The sequence below is a fragment of the Stenotrophomonas sp. Steno-Z1 genome (assembly GCF_056393175.1).
The window spans coordinates 127,770-144,272 of record NZ_JBWJPB010000005.1 but is presented as its reverse complement, the minus strand read 5'-3'; the positions used below and the strand labels follow the sequence as shown (position 1 = coordinate 144,272).

General features: G+C 68.5%; 14 protein-coding genes and 1 tRNA gene. 9 read left to right on the top strand and 6 right to left on the bottom strand.

From position 1 onward, the window contains the following. Window positions 1-71 precede the first annotated feature (71 nt). From AC06FD_RS14545 to AC06FD_RS14530, 4 genes are all read left to right on the top strand, one after another. Window positions 72-1,031 carry an aldo/keto reductase gene (locus AC06FD_RS14545; protein WP_478078190.1) on the top strand — a complete coding sequence of 320 codons (960 nt, stop codon included), beginning with the start codon at window positions 72-74 and terminating at the stop codon, window positions 1,029-1,031. Window positions 1,032-1,735: 704 nt separating this feature from the next. Next, a tRNA-Arg gene (locus AC06FD_RS14540) sits at window positions 1,736-1,810 on the top strand. Window positions 1,811-2,126: 316 nt separating this feature from the next. Further along, entirely contained in the window at window positions 2,127-3,251 is a 1,125-nt protein-coding gene (locus tag AC06FD_RS14535; protein ID WP_478078189.1) for a slipin family protein, read from the top strand. Window positions 3,252-3,305: 54 nt separating this feature from the next. Further along, the gene (locus AC06FD_RS14530) at window positions 3,306-4,526 is read left to right on the top strand and encodes an RtcB family protein (RefSeq protein ID WP_478078188.1); all 1,221 of its coding nucleotides are present in this window, start codon (window positions 3,306-3,308) and stop codon (window positions 4,524-4,526) included. 51 nt (window positions 4,527-4,577) lie between these two features. On the opposite strand, the gene AC06FD_RS14525 is transcribed toward AC06FD_RS14530, so the two are convergent. The 3 genes from AC06FD_RS14525 to AC06FD_RS14515 form a co-directional block, all read right to left on the bottom strand. Next, window positions 4,578-5,483, bottom strand: coding sequence for an NAD(P)/FAD-dependent oxidoreductase (locus tag AC06FD_RS14525; RefSeq protein ID WP_394163176.1), 906 nt, complete (start codon window positions 5,481-5,483; stop codon window positions 4,578-4,580). Further along, complete coding sequence (locus tag AC06FD_RS14520) at window positions 5,473-5,925, bottom strand: Rrf2 family transcriptional regulator (RefSeq protein WP_259209542.1); 453 nt, start codon at window positions 5,923-5,925, stop codon at window positions 5,473-5,475. The genes AC06FD_RS14525 and AC06FD_RS14520 overlap by 11 nt, the downstream gene beginning before the upstream one ends. Window positions 5,926-6,020: 95 nt before the next feature. Further along, complete coding sequence (locus AC06FD_RS14515; protein WP_259209540.1) at window positions 6,021-6,923, bottom strand: LysR substrate-binding domain-containing protein; 903 nt, start codon at window positions 6,921-6,923, stop codon at window positions 6,021-6,023. 128 nt (window positions 6,924-7,051) lie between these two features. On the opposite strand from AC06FD_RS14515, the gene AC06FD_RS14510 reads away from it, so the two are divergent. Beyond that, complete coding sequence (locus AC06FD_RS14510; protein ID WP_478078187.1) at window positions 7,052-8,266, top strand: MFS transporter; 1,215 nt, start codon at window positions 7,052-7,054, stop codon at window positions 8,264-8,266. Between the two features lie 179 nt (window positions 8,267-8,445). Continuing rightward, a complete protein-coding gene (gene dkgB, locus AC06FD_RS14505; RefSeq protein WP_478078186.1) occupies window positions 8,446-9,249 on the top strand; it encodes a 2,5-didehydrogluconate reductase DkgB in 804 nt (267 codons plus the stop codon). 291 nt (window positions 9,250-9,540) lie between these two features. Here dkgB and AC06FD_RS14500 read toward each other — a convergent pair whose 3' ends face one another. Continuing rightward, on the bottom strand, window positions 9,541-10,239 hold the full coding sequence (locus tag AC06FD_RS14500; protein ID WP_478078185.1) for an alpha/beta fold hydrolase: 699 nt from the start codon (window positions 10,237-10,239) through the stop codon (window positions 9,541-9,543). Between the two features lie 355 nt (window positions 10,240-10,594). Here AC06FD_RS14500 and AC06FD_RS14495 point away from each other — a divergent pair, with 355 nt between their 5' ends. From AC06FD_RS14495 to AC06FD_RS14485, 3 genes are all read left to right on the top strand, one after another. Further along, window positions 10,595-10,765, top strand: coding sequence for a hypothetical protein (locus AC06FD_RS14495; protein WP_478078184.1), 171 nt, complete (start codon window positions 10,595-10,597; stop codon window positions 10,763-10,765). A 327-nt stretch (window positions 10,766-11,092) separates the two neighbouring features. Beyond that, window positions 11,093-11,509 carry a hypothetical protein gene (locus tag AC06FD_RS14490; RefSeq protein ID WP_478078183.1) on the top strand — a complete coding sequence of 139 codons (417 nt, stop codon included), beginning with the start codon at window positions 11,093-11,095 and terminating at the stop codon, window positions 11,507-11,509. Between the two features lie 92 nt (window positions 11,510-11,601). Further along, entirely contained in the window at window positions 11,602-11,961 is a 360-nt protein-coding gene (locus AC06FD_RS14485; protein ID WP_478078182.1) for a hypothetical protein, read from the top strand. Window positions 11,962-11,992: 31 nt separating this feature from the next. Here AC06FD_RS14485 and AC06FD_RS14480 read toward each other — a convergent pair whose 3' ends face one another. Both AC06FD_RS14480 and mgtE read right to left on the bottom strand, forming a co-directional pair. Further along, on the bottom strand, window positions 11,993-14,710 hold the full coding sequence (locus AC06FD_RS14480) for a bifunctional acetate--CoA ligase family protein/GNAT family N-acetyltransferase (RefSeq protein ID WP_478078181.1): 2,718 nt from the start codon (window positions 14,708-14,710) through the stop codon (window positions 11,993-11,995). Between the two features lie 380 nt (window positions 14,711-15,090). Next, entirely contained in the window at window positions 15,091-16,461 is a 1,371-nt protein-coding gene (gene mgtE / locus AC06FD_RS14475; protein WP_259209527.1) for a magnesium transporter, read from the bottom strand. Window positions 16,462-16,503: the final 42 nt, after the last annotated feature.

Genomic DNA, 16,503 nt, shown 5'->3' with positions numbered 1-16,503 from the left:
GCCTGTTGCCGCAACGCTGTCACCACGTCGGCCGTATCCTGTGGAAACGATTCCCAGGGAGAACATCACCCATGACTGTTACGCGTGAACTCGGTCGTTCCGGCCTCCAGGTCGCCCCCATCGCCTTCGGTGGCAACGTGTTCGGCTGGAGCGCAGACGAAAAGACCTCGTTCGCCCTGCTGGATGCATTCGTCGATGCCGGCTTCAACCTGGTGGATACCGCCGATGCGTACTCGGCATGGGTGCCGGGCAATGCCGGTGGCGAATCGGAAACCATCCTGGGCCGGTGGTTCAAGCACAGCGGCAAGCGCGACAAGGTGGTGCTGGCGACCAAAGTGGCCAAATGGGCCGAGCGCCCGGGCCTGTCGGCCGACAACATCGCCGCGGCCGTGGAGGATTCGCTGCGCCGCCTGCAGACCGACGTGATCGACCTGTACCAGGCGCACGAGGACGACGAGTCCACCCCGCTGGAGACCACCCTGGCCGCGTTCGGGCGCCTGATCGAACAGGGTAAGGTACGCGCCATCGGTGCCTCCAACTACAGCGCCAGCCGCCTGCACGATGCGCTGAAGGTATCGGCCGACTACAAGCTGCCCCGCTACGAGACGCTGCAGCCGGAGTACAACCTGTACGACCGCAGCGGCTACGAGGCCGGCCTGGAGCCGCTGGTCCGCGAGCAGGGCCTGGGCGTGATCAGCTATTACTCGCTGGCCAGCGGCTTCCTCAGCGGCAAGTACCGGCATGCCGAGGATGCGGCCAAGAGCAGCGCACGCGGGCGCAGCGTGGTGGACAAGTACCTCAACCCGCGTGGCCTGCGCATCCTCACTGCACTGGATGACATCGCCGGCAAACACGGCGCGAGCGCATCCCAGGTCGCGTTGGCCTGGTTGATCGCACGCCCCGGCATCACCGCGCCGATCGTGAGTGCCACGAGCGTCGAGCAGCTGAAGGACGTGCTGGCCGCCGCGCAGGTGCGGCTGTCGGACGAGGACGTGGCGCAACTGGATGCAGCGAGCGCCGAGCAGGACTGAGTCGCCGTCCATCGCCGATGACACGCAGCCGCCGCAGGGCGGCTGCATCGTTTTCGATGCGGGCGAAACGACGAGATAATAAAAAAGTTTCATTTTCTGCTTGCGGACTGAAACAAACCCCGGTAATGTTCGCGCCCATCGCCGCAGTGTGCGGCACCCATCCACCCAACCGAGCCCGTCATGCACCGTTGTTTCTCCGCCATCGCCAACCGACTGCACGCTGCGCACAGCGCGCTGCGTCCGTGCGACAGCGCGGGGAAAGCAGATGCACTGACCACCGACTGATCTTTCCTGCACGGAGATCGGTCACCGATCTCCGAGGCACGCCAACGCCCTCGGATGCTGCATCCGGGGGCGTTTTCGTTTGCGTTGGCGTCGCCTCACCCCAGGATCACCATGCCGTATCTCCCCATCGTCCACACCCGGGCAAGGACTGCCTGACCACAAGGACGTGTCGTTTCGAGGCGCGCAAGCGCTGTGCCCTGGTGTGGGGCACGGGCGACGGGGGATTATGTGCATGACATATTGATATCGGTCACCCGATATTGATGCGTCGTCAATTCGATTATCTCAACGGCGCAGGCTTTTCCGCCTGCCTGGTGCGCGCGACGTTGTCGTGGCGTATGCCGGGATGCTCGGATCCGACGCGACATCCGCCTGCTGGTGCAGGCAACGGCGCGAGCCGTGGAGGTCGGTTCGATTCCGGCATGTCACTGCGCAGCTCTGGTAGCGCGGCAGGCACGTCCTGTCGTCGCGGGTTCGATTCCCGCTCCACGCCGCTGTACCCGGGCGAAAGCCCACCCGGGATCCCCCGCCCTGCCGCCGCATCGCAATCCATCGCGAGCGCGTGCCGGGCAACGCTACCGCCGCCGGGCCCTGGCCCTGGACGCGCACCGGCTCCAACCCTGCCACGCCTGCCGAGGTGGCAGCGTTCGCGGGTACGACGCCGACAGCGCCACGGCGTCGCTGCGATGGCGTCGCGGGGCTCCCACCTTCTTCCGCCCCCACCGGAGCACCCCGCGCGTCAGGTCGGTATCCGGCTGGCGCGCGATCGATCTACCGGATGCCACCACCAGAGCCCACAGGAGAATGCACATGTTCTGGACCAGGAAGGTCGTGATCGGCGACGGCGAGCGCGGCCTGGTGTATCGAAATCGTCAATTCGAGGCCGTGCTCGGCCCCGGCACCCACCGCTGGTTCGATCCACGCGGCGAGCGCACGATCGTGCTGCACGACATCCGCACGCCGCGCTACGACGGCGCCGATGCCGGGTTGCTGATGGCGCGCCACGATGCGTCGTTGCAGCAGGCCTTCCTGCTGGCCGATATCGGGCCACGCCAGATCGGCCTGGTGTACTACCAGGACCGCCTGTGCGATGTGCTGGCCCCGGCCGCGCGCCAGTTGTACTGGCGTGGGCTGGTGCCGGTGCGGGTAGAGACGCTGCCCCTGGAGGCGGTGCCGCAGGTGCCGGCCGAGGTGGTGCTGCGCCTGCGCCAGATCGGTCTGCTGTCGCGCTACACGGTGACCACCCATGTGCCGGAGCAGCACGCGGCACTGGTGTTCATCGATGGCCAGTTGGCATGCACGCTCGGCCCCGGCCCGGCGTCGTTCTGGAACCTGCAGAACAACGTGGTGGTGGACGTGGTGGACCTGCGCCTGCACAGCGTGGAGGTGGGCGGCCAGGAGCTGTTGACCCGCGACAAGGTATCGCTGCGGGTGAACCTGTCGGCCAGCACCCGCGTGGTCGATCCGGTGGCGGCGCGTACCGGCGTGGCCAAGGTGGGCGAGCAGGTCTACCGCGAGCTGCAGTTCGCGCTGCGCCAGGCGGTGTCGGCGCGCTCGCTGGATGAGCTGCTCGGCGACAAGGCCGCGCTGGATGCCGAGATCCTGGGCAGTGTCCGCGCGCGCGTGGCCGGCCTGGGCACCGAGGTGCTCGGCGTTGGCGTCAAGGACGTGATCCTGCCCGGTGAAATGCGCGAGATCTTCAATGCCGTCGTACAGGCCGAGAAGCAGGCGCAGGCCAACGTGGTGCGGCGTCGCGAGGAGGCCAATGCCACGCGCTCGCTGCTCAACACCGCGAAGCTGATCGAGGACAACCCGGTGCTGATGCGGCTCAAGGAGCTGGAGGCACTGGAAAAGGTCACCGAGAAGATCGACAAGCTCACCGTGTTCGGCGGCCTGGATGGCGTGCTGAAGCAGCTGGTGACGATGAAGCCATGACATGCCCGGCAGGGGGAAGGGAATCCATCTGCCGGCGCTCAAGGGAATGACCCGATGAATACGCAAACACACGTTGAATTTCTTCACGCCGAAGGCGCTACCCCGATCAAGGCCTGGGTGCGCGGCGTGCCGGTCGACAGCCTGGCCCGCGAGCAGCTGGCCAACATCGCCGCGGTGCCGTTCGTCGGCCCCTGGGTGGCGGTGATGCCGGACGTGCACGTGGGCAAGGGCGCCACCGTTGGGTCGGTGATCCCCACGCGCGGCGCGATCATCCCGGCCGCGGTCGGCGTGGATATCGGCTGCGGCATGGCGGCGGTCCGCACCACGCTGCGCGCCGAGGACCTGCCCGACAACCTGGCCCGACTGCGCAGCGACATCGAGCGCAGCGTGCCGGTGGGCAACGGCCGCGGCGGCGAGCACCGGCAGCTGCCGGACAGCATCCACAGCCGGATCGTGCGCTCCGGGCTGGTCGAGCGGCTGGACGCCATCAAGCAGCGCCACCGGCGCGTGCGCACCGACAAGCTGGCGTGCCAGATCGGCACGCTTGGCGGCGGCAACCACTTCATCGAGATCTGCCTGGATGAAACCGGGGCGGTGTGGGTGATGCTGCACAGCGGCTCGCGCGGTACCGGCAACCTGATCGGCACCTACTTCATCGAGCAGGCGCGCGAGCAGCTGGCCCGGCGCGTGCTTGGTTTCCACCTGCCGGACAAGGACCTGGCCTTCTTCATGCAGGGCGAGCCGTTGTTCGACGACTACGTACAGGCCGTGTCGTGGGCGCAGGACTATGCCCGCGAAAACCGCGAGGCGATGATGGCGCGGGTGCTGGCCGAGATGCGCGTGCGGCTGCCGAAGTTCCAGCTGGAGAAGCTGGCGGTGAACTGCCACCACAACTACGTGCAGGCCGAAACGCACGGGGGCGAGGCGCTGCTGGTGACCCGCAAGGGTGCGGTCAGCGCACGCGCCGGCGAGCTGGGCATCATCCCCGGCAGCATGGGTACGCGCAGCTACATCGTGCGTGGCAAGGGCAATGCCGAGAGCTTCCACAGCTGCAGCCATGGCGCCGGGCGGGTGATGAGCCGCAGCGCCGCGCGCCAGCAGATCACCTTGGCGCAGCACCGCGAGGCGACCGCGCACGTGGAATGCCGCAAGGATGCGGCGGTGATCGATGAATCACCGGCGGCCTACAAGTCGATCGATGCGGTGATGGCCGCGCAGAGCGACCTGGTGGAGGTGGTGCACACCCTGCGCCAGGTGGTGTGCATCAAGGGCTGAGCAGGCCACGGACACACGATCCTGCGGCCACCTTCGGGTGGCCGTTTTCGTTCAGGCCGCCGCGCTGTCCTCGGCCACCAGTGCGTGGTGCAGGCTGATCCCGGCACGCACGCCCTCGGCATTGGCCAGGGTGATGTTGCCGACCACGCTGGCATCGCCAGCGGCATACACGCCCGGCACCGAGGTCTGCTTCTGCGCGTCCACCCGCACCAGTACGCCGATCGGGCTCTCCTCCAGCGCGCAGCCCAGTTGTTCCACCAGCGCCGAGCCCATGTGCTGGCGGGCGGCAACGAACAGCGCGCGCAGGTCGATGCGGCGACCATCGGCAAGCAGCGCACCGCTCAACTGCGGCGCCTCGCCCTCCAGGCCGACCACCTGCCCGGTTTCGATTCGAACGCCGCGCCGGTCCAGCATGGCGCGCTCGTCGTCCTCGATCTGCATGCCGTGGGCGAACAGGGTGACCTGGCCCCAGTCGGCCAGCAGCCCCGCCATCTTCACCGACATCGCATGCCCGCCCAGCAGGCCGATCGCGCCGCCGCCCACTTCGTAGCCATGGCAGTACGGACAGTGCAGCACGCTGTGGCCCCAGCGCTCGGCCACGCCGGGCAGGTCGGGCAGTTCATCGCGGATGCCGGTGGCCAGCAGCAGCTTGCGCGCGGCCCAGGTGTCGCCGGCGGCGGTGGTGAGCGCGAAACCGTCGACGGTGGGCTGCGCGTCGATGGCGGTGTCGCTGACCCAGCGCACGGTCGGGTAGGCCAGCAGTTGTGCCTTGGCCTGGCGGAGCAGGTCGCCGCCGGCGATGCCATCCATGCCCAGCACCCCGTGCGAATGCGCGGAGAAGCGGTTGCGTGGCAGGCCACTGTCGATCACCAGGACCTCGCGGCGCGCGCGCGCCAGCATCAACGCGGCGGACAGGCCGGCAAAACTGCCGCCGACGATCACGGCATCAAACGTCATGGGGAACTCCTGCTGCATGGTGGGCCAGGTGGCGGGCGAACGCCTCGCCGAGGCTGGCCAGGGTGGTGCCACGCAGGCGCTGTTCGAGCAGGGCCTGGGCCTGGCGGTAGCTGTCGTCCAATGCATCGTTGACCACCTGCTGCACCGGGCAGCCGCGCCCGGTGTCGCGCGCGCCGGTGTGCAGCAGCGGGGGCGCGCCGATCGCCACGTACACGTCGTGCAGGGTGATCGTGGCCGGGTCGCGCGCGAGCTGGCTGCCGCCACCGTGGCCGCGCGCGTTGCGCACCACCCCGCCCTTGTGCAGCGCGGCCAGCAGGCGCCGGATCACCACCGGGTGGGTCGGCAGGCAGGCGGCCAGCTGCTCGGAGGTGCGAGGGCCGTCCTGCCCGACCAGATGGGCGGCGATGTGCAGGGCGTCGGAAAACTGGTTGCTGGATTTCATGTAACAACGGTAGTTACAAATTAACCCGGTGTCCAGTCGGGCAGCGCGGCGGTGGCCCGAGGAGGCGGCCGGCCGTGGGTCGGCCCTGCCCCGTCTCAGCGGATGTAGGGCGGGCCCACCATCGCGGCCGCCAGGTGGTCCAGGAACGAGCTGATCCGCGCCGATACGGCGGTGTTGCGGTAGTACACGGCATGGATGGGCTGGCGCACGTCCACGGTGAGCGCGGGCAGCAGCTGCACCAGGTGACCGGCCTCGCGGTCGCGGTGGGTCATGAAATCGGACAGGCAGACGATGCCCACGCCGGCCAGGGCCAGCGCACGCAGGGTTTCGCCGCTGGACACGGCCAGCGCCGGGCGCACGTGCAGCAGCGCATCGGTATCGCCCGGCAGCGGCCAGTGGTTGAGCGAGTCCGGTTCGTTGAAGCCCAGCAGGGTGTGGCCGCGCAGGTCGGCGACGCTGGCCGGGGTGCCGTGCTGCTGCAGGTACGCCGGGCTGGCCATCACCCGCAGGCGGCTGTGTGCCAGCGGCCGGGCATGCAGGGTGGAATCGGCCAGTGGCCCGATCCGGATCGCCACGTCGGTGCGCCGCTCCAGCAGGTCGATGTAGCGCTCGCTGCTGTTGAGTTCCAGCGCCACGTCCGGGTAGCGCGCGCGATAGCCCGCCACCAGCGGGGCGATCACGTGCAGCACGAACGGCATCGCCGCATCCACGCGCAGCCGCCCGGCCGGGCGGTCGCGGCGGGCGGCGATCTGTTCCTCGGCGGCCTCCACCGAGGCCACGATCGCCCGGGCCTGGCCCAGGAACGCATCGCCTTCTTCGGTCAGTTGCAGCCGCCGCGTGGTGCGGGTCAGCAGGGTGGTGCCGAGCTTTTCCTCCAGCCGCCCCAGCGCCCGGCTCACCCCGGAGGTGGTCTGGCCCAGGGTTTCGGCGGCGGCGGTGATCGAGCCGCTGTCGATCACCGCGATGAAGGCCTGCATCTCGTCGAGGGTGGTTTTCATGGCGGATGGCACCGGGATGGGACGCCCATTATTGACCACGGCGCAAGAGTGATTGGCGTGAAGGCCGCTTTTTCGGCAAGAGTGCGGCGCGCAGACTGCGCAGCCTCACCTCCCACCGGTAACCCACCATGTCCCGTGGCATCCCTTTGGCCCTGCTGGCGCTCACCCTCGGTGCGTACGCCATCGGCACCACCGAATTCGTCATCGTCGGCCTGATCCCGACCATCGCCGCCGACCTCGGCGTGTCCCTGCCCTCGGCCGGCCTGCTGGTCTCGCTGTACGCCCTGGGCGTGGCGGTCGGCGCGCCGGTGCTGACCGCCCTCACCGGCCGCGTGCCGCGCAAGACCCTGCTGGTGGCGCTGATGGTGCTGTTCACCCTGGGCAACGTGATTGCCTGGATGGCACCGGGCTACGGCTCGCTGATCGTGGCGCGCGTGCTCACCGGCCTGGCGCACGGCGTGTTCTTCTCGATCGGCTCGATCATCGCCACGTCGGTGGTGCCCAAGGAGAAGGCTGCCAGTGCGATCGCGATCATGTTCACCGGCCTCACCGTGGCGCTGGTCACCGGCGTGCCACTGGGCACCTTCATCGGCCAGCACCTGGGCTGGCGCGCGACCTTCCTGGCCGTGGCCGCGCTGGGGGTGATCGCGCTGATCGGCAGCCTGCTGTTCGTGCCGCGCAACCTGCAGCGCAGCGCGCCGGCGACGTTCGGCCAGCAGCTGTCTGTGCTGGCCCAGCCGCGCCTGCTGCTGGTGTATGCGATCACCGCACTGGGCTACGGCGGCACCTTCCTGTCCTTCACCTACCTGGCCTCGATCCTGCAGGACGTCAGCGGCTTCTCGGCCAATGCGGTCAGCGGCGTGCTGCTGGTCTACGGCGTGTCCGTGGCGATCGGCAACCTGTGGGGCGGCCGCCTGGCCGATCGCCGCGGCCCGATTCCGGCGCTGAAGCTGATCTTCGCCCTGCTGGCCGCCGTGCTGTTCGTGCTCACCTTCACCGCCTACAACACCTGGCTGGTGCTGCTGACCGTGCTCGCGCTGGGTGCGGTGGCCTTCGGCAACGTGCCGGGGCTGCAGGTGTACGTGGTCAAGCAGGCGCGGCGTTTTGCTCCGCAGGCCGCCGATGTCGCCTCGGGGCTGAACATCGCCGCGTTCAACGTGGGCATCGCCTTCGGTGCCTCGCTGGGCGGGCTGGTGGTGGACCACCTCGGCCTGATGCACACCCCGTGGCTGGGCGCGCTGGTGGTGATGGGCGCCTTCGGCCTGACCGTGCTGAGTGGCCGCCTGGATCGCCGCGATGGCGTGGCCGACCGGGCCGAAGGCATCGCCGTGGGTGCGCATTGATGGACGGCGTGGCGGACCGATGGTTCGCGTTACGCAACAGCAGCCGACCTACGGTCGGCCCAATTCAACGGCAGCCGACCAGCTGTCGGCCCAGCCAACGGCAGCCGACCAACGGTCGGCTCTACGTCGCTTTACGGTGCGCGGCGTAGCCTGCATCTCACCCCCATGAAGGAGTTTCCATGAGCATTCCCGCATTCGGCCTCGGCACGTTCCGCCTGAAGGGCCAGACCGTCATCGACTCGGTCCGCAACGCATTGGACGTGGGCTACCGCGCCATCGACACCGCGCAGATCTACGACAACGAGGCCGAGGTTGGCCAGGCCATCGCAGACGCCGGCGTGGCCCGCGACGATCTGTTCGTGACCACCAAGGTGTGGATCGCCAACTTCAGCCACGACGCGCTGCTGGACAGCCTGCGCGAGAGCCTGCGCAAGCTGCGCACCGACCACGTCGAGCTGACCCTGATCCACTGGCCCTCGCCCAAGGACGCCGTGCCGATGGCCGAGTACCTGGGCGCGTTGGCGGAAGCGAAGTCGCAGGGCCTGACCCGGCAGATCGGCATCTCCAACTTCACCATCGCCCAGACCCGCCAGGCCATCGACATCCTCGGTGCCGATACCATCGCCACCAACCAGATCGAGGTGCACCCGTACCTGCAGAACCGCGCGTTGATCGCGTTCCTGAAGGACCAGGGCATCCACGTCACCGCCTACATGAGCCTGGCCTACGGCGAGGTGCTCAAGGACCCGGTGATCCAGGCCATCGCCGACCGCCACCAGGCCACCCCGGCCCAGGTCGCACTGGCCTGGGCGCTGCAGCAGGGCTATGCGGTCATCCCCTCCTCCACCAAGCGCGAGAACCTGGCCAGCAACCTGCTCGCCGCCGACCTGCGCTTGAGCGAGGAGGACATGGCGCAGATCGCCACGCTGGACCGTGGGCAGCGGCTGGCCAACCCGGCGGCGATTGCGCCCGACTGGGATTGAGGCAGGGCACGGCTGGCATTCGCGTCGGCCGTCCGCGCCTGCGGACGGCCTTCCGGGTGCCCCGGCGGTAGCGTCGCGTTTCCGGCGCTGGTCGCACCCTGCAGATCCAACGCGCGGTAGGGGCGGATCCCGATCGACCGCCGACCGCGTGGATCGGCGCGGCGGACGCATGACGTTGGCCGACGCGTCTGGCTCGATTCGGGGTCATGCCATCGCCGCACGTGCGCGTGGATCGGCGGCGGATCGGGACCCGACCCTACCGGGAGTAGCGCGCGCGACGGTCCTGCCCGATCAGGCCTGCAACCACGCGCGCATCGCGGCGCTGACGCCTTCCGGTTTCTCCATCGGCGCCAAATGGCCGCAATCGGGCAGCACCACCAGCGTTGACCCCGGCACGAGCGCATGCATTTCTTCGCTGATCGCCAGCGGGGTGATGCGGTCGTTGGCGCCACACACGATCAACAGCGGATCACGGTAGCCGGCCAGGACGTCGTGGCCATCGCCACGTTCCAGCGCGCTCTGGCGCAGGAATACCTCGGCACCCAGCCGCGCGGTCATGTCGCGCACGCGCTGCACCAGCACGTCATCATCCAGCCGCGACGCATCGATGTAGCTGCGCATCAGTGTGTCGCCAAACCCATGGAACCTGCCGGGCAGGCGCACGCTGGCCAGTTGCGACTGACGCTGGGCGGCACGCTCGGGGGAGTCCGCATGGATCGAGGTGTCGATCAACGCCAGCCGCAGCACCCGTTCCGGCGCCGTGCGCAGGATCTGCTGGGCCACGAAGCCGCCGAGCGAAAAGCCTGCCAACGCGAAACGCGGCGGCGCCTGCGCCAGCACGTCGTCGACCACGGCCTGCATCGTCTCGCCCCGGGTCTGGTCGCCCACGGTGCAGTCGGCGATGTCGGACAGGTCGGCGATCTGCGCGCGCCAGAGGTCAGCGTCGTTGAGCAGGCCGGGGAGCAGCAACAGGGGAAGGCGGTCGGTCATGCGCTTATTGTCTCGCCCGCTGTGCAGGGAGGCCATGCCTGGGATGGGCCTATCCGTTCTACGGCAATCGTCCTTCGAGGGTGTTCACGTCTTGAAACAGGCGCCCGAACCGAGGAAGGTATTCACGTCAAAGGTTCGCTGTGCCCTGCCCCTTCGCTCTCCTGAGCTGGATCGCGCGTTCGCTTGGACTTTCCACCCGGATGAACGAGCATGGCGCGGAAGGGATGAACCCGTGATGCGTGGCGGCATTGGCGCACACGCGATATTCAAACCGCCGCTTGGCCCGGGTTGGGAGAAAAGAGCTGGGGAATGGCTACTCCTTGTGTTCTTGCCTCCGATGTTGGTGTCCTACCCCATGTACTTCATGGAGCTCAGCGCGTTAAAGCGCGTCCTCAAGGCCGGGAACCCAGAGGCATGGAACCAGGCCCGGCAGCGCGTCATGCTGAGTGAGTTCGAGGTGGCCTATCGCGTCCTGACAGCGTCCAAGGACGGCTTATTTCAGGCACTGCGCTTGGCCCGGCGGTGATGAAAGCGAGGCGCATTGCGGTCCGATGGCTGTATATCGGCATGCGTTGATTCAAGGTCGTGCTTTCATTTTGTTGGCGCAGTTGGTCGAGGGTGAGCAGTAAATCGGCCATGGCACCCCATGGCCAACGTGGCATGCACGCCGATACCCCTTCGGCAGAAGGGTCCGGCAAGGACCGGGGCGGGATGACCTTTCAGACAGGGAGCAGCACGATGCACAGGATCGAGCGTCTGCAGTTGCGAGGTTCCACCGGCATGTCCACCGGCACGCTTGCTGTGGCTTTGCCTGCTCTGGCCCGGCGTAGCGGCGGCTGCCGAGGACGACTGGGTGCGCGTCGCCGATGCCGCCTTGAAGGCGCATGGCTGGCGGCCTGCCGACCATGCGCGATACGCGGCAACGTGGCTGGATGCCAATGGGGACGGGGTGATGGACGAGGCCTACCTGGTGGAGAGCCGGGACAGGCGACGCACGGCGGTCAGGATCTGCCTGGGCACCCGGCCAGGCGCGACGGCAGCACGGTGCTACATTGCCGCCGCCGAGGAGGGCGATGCGTCCGCGATGGGCGTGGACAGGCGTGCGCCCGGCTGCCACGCGTACACCGGCAATACACATGACGCTGTCACCGACAGCACCGTCTGCACGCCAAACGCGTCGGTGGAGTACTTCCGGATGGCCAGTGCGGGATCACTGCTGGTCTATGACCGCAGGACCGATGACTTCCAGCGGTTCTGGTACGCGGACTGACACGGTGTGCCGTCGCCGTGTCCGCTCCGTGGAGAGGCGGGCCGGCTGCGACCCCACGAACAAATGAGGCAGTACCTGACCGGAGCTGACGAATGTCCAGAACGTCCATGATGGCATGCTGCCTTTGCCTGGCCTGCGCACTCTCTGCATGCGGCCCGTCCGATGAGGAACGGCTGGCCGCCCTGCCCGCGCTGACAAGAGCCCATATCCTGGCTGCGAAGGAGCAACCCGACTGCGTGCGCGTCGTGGACGCCTACGTCTTGCGCACCAGGTCCTGGAAGGCCAGGACGTACTTCGTCGCTGTATCCCACTCTGTGGCCGCTGGCCGCGGATTTGCCGTGTTGCATGTGGATGAACTTGCAGATCCGCTGTACCTGGGCGAACGAAAGTCGTTCCATGTGGAGCTGGATCCATCCTGCAGCAAGGTGACCGAGGAGCTCCAGTTTCAGTAAACGCCGCCGGGTGGCGTGAACCAGGCGCAGGTCACACCGGCGCCTCGGGCACCTCTACCTCCTGCACCGGCAGGGTCACCACCATCACCGTGGAGTCGTCCTGGTCCAGCCTGGTCTTGAAGCCCAGGCTCTGGCACATCGCCAGCATCGTGCTGTTCTCGCGCAGCACCTGGCCTTCGACGATGTTCAGGCCCAGCCACTTGGCGTACTCGATCATGATCGCCATCAGTCGCCAGCCGATGCCGTGGCCTTTCAGGTCCGAGCGGATCAGGATGCCGTACTCGCCGCGGTCGTAGTCGGCATCGGCATGCAGGCGCACCGCGCCGAGCATGTCGCCGCTGCGCGGGTCGATGGCCACCAGCGCAATCGAACGGGCGTAGTCGAGCTGGGTCAGTCGCGCGATGAACTCGTGGCTGAAATGCTTCACCGACTGGAAGAAGCGCAGGCGCAGGTCGTCGTCGGTGACGCGGGCGAAGAACGCGCGGAACAGCGCGTCGTCTTCCGGCCGTACCGGGCGCACGAAGGCCGGCGCACCGTCGGACAGGGTGATGGTGCGCTCCCATTCCTTGGGATACGGGAACACGGCAAAGCGCGGATGGCCGCGGCCCTTGTGCAGTTTGCGCGAGGGCGCGATGGCCACGCGTGCGTCGAGCGCGATCACTCCTTCACGGTCGGCGAGCAGCGGGTTGATGTCCAGGCTGCGGATCTCGGGAATGTCGGCGGCCAGCTGCGCCAGCTTGACCAGGATCAGCGCCACGGCACGCTCGTCGGCCGCCGGCACGTCGCGGTAGGCCTTGAGGATGCGCGAGACGCGGGTGCGGCCGATCAGCTCGTGCGACAGGCGCAGGTCCAGCGGGGGCAGTGCGAGCGCCTTGTCGTCGATCACCTCGACGGCGGTGCCGCCACGGCCGAACACGATCACCGGTCCGAAGGTGGGGTCGTCGGCGATGCCGGCGATCAGTTCGCGCGCCTTGGGGCGCACGATGGTGGGCTGCACCAGCACGCCGTCGATGCGGGCATCGGGGCGCTTCTCGTGCGCGCGCGCGATGATCGAGGTGGCCGCCGCATGCACCGCCTGCAGCGAGCCGAGGTTGAGGCGCACGCCGTCCACGTCGGACTTGTGCGGGATGTCGGCGGAAAACACCTTCACCGCCACGGTGGCGCCCTGCTCCAGCAGCGGCTGGGCCAGCTCCATGGCCTCGCGCGCGTCGCGGGCCTGCATCACCGGCGCCGACGGAATGCCATAGGCGGTGAGCAGCTGGTGGGTGGCGATGGGGTCGAGCCACTGCTGCCCGGCCGCCAGCGCCGCCTCGACCAGCGCGCGCGCCGTCGTGGTGTCGACAACGAAATCTTCGGGCAGGCTGGGCGGGGTTTCCATCAGCGCGGCCTGCGCATCGCGGTAGCGCACCAGATGCTGGAAGCCGCGTACCGCCTCGGCTTCGGTGGGATAGGTGGGCACGCGCGCGGCGTTGAGCGTGGCGGTGGCCCGGTCATCGTTGCCGAGCCAGACCGCGAACACGGGTTTGTCGCGGTGGTGGCGCGGGCGCAGGCCCAGGGTGCGGGTGAGTGCCTGGGCGGCGTCGGCCGATGAGGTGAACGCGGTGGGCACGTTGACCACCAGCACGGCATCGTTTTCGCTGTCGGACATCAGCGCGTCGATGGCCGCGGCATAGCGCTCGCCATCGGCGTCGACGACGATGTCGACCGGGTTGCTGCGCGACCAGCCCTGCGGCAGCACGCTGTCCAGCTGCGCCACGGTGGCCGGCGACAATTCGGCCAGGCTGCCGCGCAGGGCCAGCAGCTGGTCCACGGCCAGGCGCCCTACCCCGCCGCCGTTGCTGAGGATGGCCAGCCGGCGGCCGGGGAAGGTACCGAGGCGGCCGAGCGTTTCGGCGGCGGTGAACAGTTCGTCCAGTGCGCCCACGCGCAGCAGGCCGGCGCGGTTGAAGGCGGCGCCGTACACGGCATCGGCGCTGGCCAGCGCCTGCACGTGGGTATCGGCGTCCGGGTTGATGCGGATGTGGCGACCGGACTTGACCACCACCACCGGCTTGGCGCGCGCGGCGGCACGTGCGGCGGACATGAACTTGCGCGCATCGCCGATGTGCTCGACGTAGAGCAGGATCGCGCGGGTGCGGTAATCGGTGGCGAAGTAGTCGAGCAGGTCGCCGAAGTCCACGTCCAGGGTGTCGCCGAGCGAGACGACCGCGGAGAAGCCGACCGAGCGCGCGACGCCCCATTCGACCAGGGCGGCGGCGATGGCGCTGGATTCGGAGATCAGCGCCAGGTCACCGGCCTGCGGGAAGTGCGCGGCGATGCTGGCATTCAAGCGTGCGTGCGGGGCAATGACGCCCAGGCAGTGCGGGCCGAGGATGCGCAGGCCCTTGGCGCGGGCGGCGGTTTCCACCTGTTCGGCAAGCGAGCCGGGGCCCTGGCCGAGGTTGGCGGTGAGGATGATGGCGGCGGCCACGCCGCGTTCGGCGGCGGTGGCCACGACCTGGGGGACGATGCTGGCCGGCGCGGTGATGATGACCAGCTCGGGCACCCAGTCCAGGTCTTTCAGGCGTTTGACCGTGCGGATGCCGTCGATGTCGCTGTAGCGGGGATTGATCCAGGCCACCTTGCCGGGAAAGCCGGTGCTGCGCAGGTTGCGCATGACGGCACGGCCGGCGGAGCGTTCGCGCGGGCTGCCGCCGATGACGGCGACCGATTGCGGACGGAAGACGGATTGCAGATGGTAGGTGCTCATGGGCCGCACAGTCGCCGGGTCATGGGATGACACGGTACACGCGTGGAGGGGTGGGTGGGATGATCTGGCGCAGGTGCAGGATCGAGATTCAAGGCAGATCAACGACGCATCCACCGGTAGGTCCTTTCCCCGTGTGGGACAGGGCCGCCCTGCCAGGCCCGGATACGGTTTGAACCTGCGCCGCCGTACGAACCGGGCGCCGTTGTGTCCGGCACATGGCCGCGCGCTCGTGTGGTTTGGCGGGTCCCGCGTCACGCTGCCGAGCATGGCGCGGCACTACCGTGGGGCATCCATGCCCGGCGGGAATGCCGCCGCGCGCCAGGACAGCGGCGCATCCCGGTAGAGCCACGCCATGCGTGGCGGTGGCCCACCGCGCTCGACTACAACAACGTGCCGCTGAGAATCATCGCGGCGATGCTGAAATAAATGACCAGTCCGGTGACGTCCACCAGGGTGGCCACGAACGGCGCCGAGGCGCTGGCCGGGTCGAAACCGAGGCGCTTGAGGATGAAGGGCAGCATCGAGCCGGACAGCGAGCCGAAGGTGACGATGCCGACCAGCGCCGCGCCGATGGTGAGCGCCAGCAGCTGCCAGTGCTCGCCGTAGTCGTGCAGGCCCAGCAGCTGCCAGGAGACGATGCGGATCATCGCCAGCACGCCGAGGATGGCGCCGAGGGTGAGGCCGGTGGGGACTTCGCGCAGGGCGACTTTCCACCAGTCGCGCAGGCGCAGTTCGCGCAGCGCCAGGCTGCGGATCAGCAGCGAGGTGGCCTGCGAGCCGGAGTTGCCGCCCGAGCTCATGATCAGCGGAATGAACAGGGTGAGCACGACGGCGCGCGACAGTTCGTCCTCGTAGTGCTGCATGGCGCTGGCCGTGAGCATCTCGCCCAGGAACAGCACGCTGAGCCAGCCGGCGCGCTTGCGGATCATGCCGAAGAAGCCGATCTGCATGTACGGCTTGTCCAGCGCTTCCATGCCGCCGAACTTGTGCGCGTCTTCGGTCGATTCCTCGATGAGCGCATCGAGGATGTCGTCGACGGTGACGATGCCCAGCACGTGCTGCTGGGCGTCCACCACCGGGATGGCGAGCAGGTCGTGGCGACGGATCAGCTGGGCCACCTCTTCCTGGTCGAGCTGGGCATCCACGGTGACCGGCGGGTTGACCTGGGCCACCTCGAGGATGGGCTCGTCGGGCAGGCCGGTGATCAACCGGCGCATGGTCACCACCTGCACCAGGGTGCGGGTGTGCGGGTCGAGCACGTAGATGGCGTAGACGGTTTCGCGGGTGCGTTCGACCTCGCGGATGTGCTGCAGGGTGCGGCCCACGGTCCAGTCGGCGGGGACGCTGACGAACTCGGTGGTCATCAGCGCGCCGGCGGTATGCGCGGGGTAGCTGAGCAGCTGCTGGATCGACTGCCGCGCCTCCGGGCTGAGCAGCGGGATCAACCGCGCGCGTTCCTCTTCGTCCAGTTCATGGACGATGTCGGTGGCACGGTCGTCGGCCATCAGCCCGAGCAGGGCGGCGGCGCGGGCCACCGGCAGCAGGCCGACCAGCTCGCCGCTGCGGTTGAGCTCGGGCTGTTCGAGCATCTTGACCGCGCGCGGCAACGGCAGCGCGGCCAAGGTGTCGGCGGCGTGCGACAGCTCCAGGGTATTGAGGAATTCCACCGCGTCGGCGGTGTTGTAGTGGTCAAGCGGTGCGCTCAACGCGGCGGCATCGGCCACCGGGCGCAGCAGGTCTTTCTGGTTCATCGGATTCGCCTGTGGGGATCGCCGTGCGCGACGCCAGCGGTG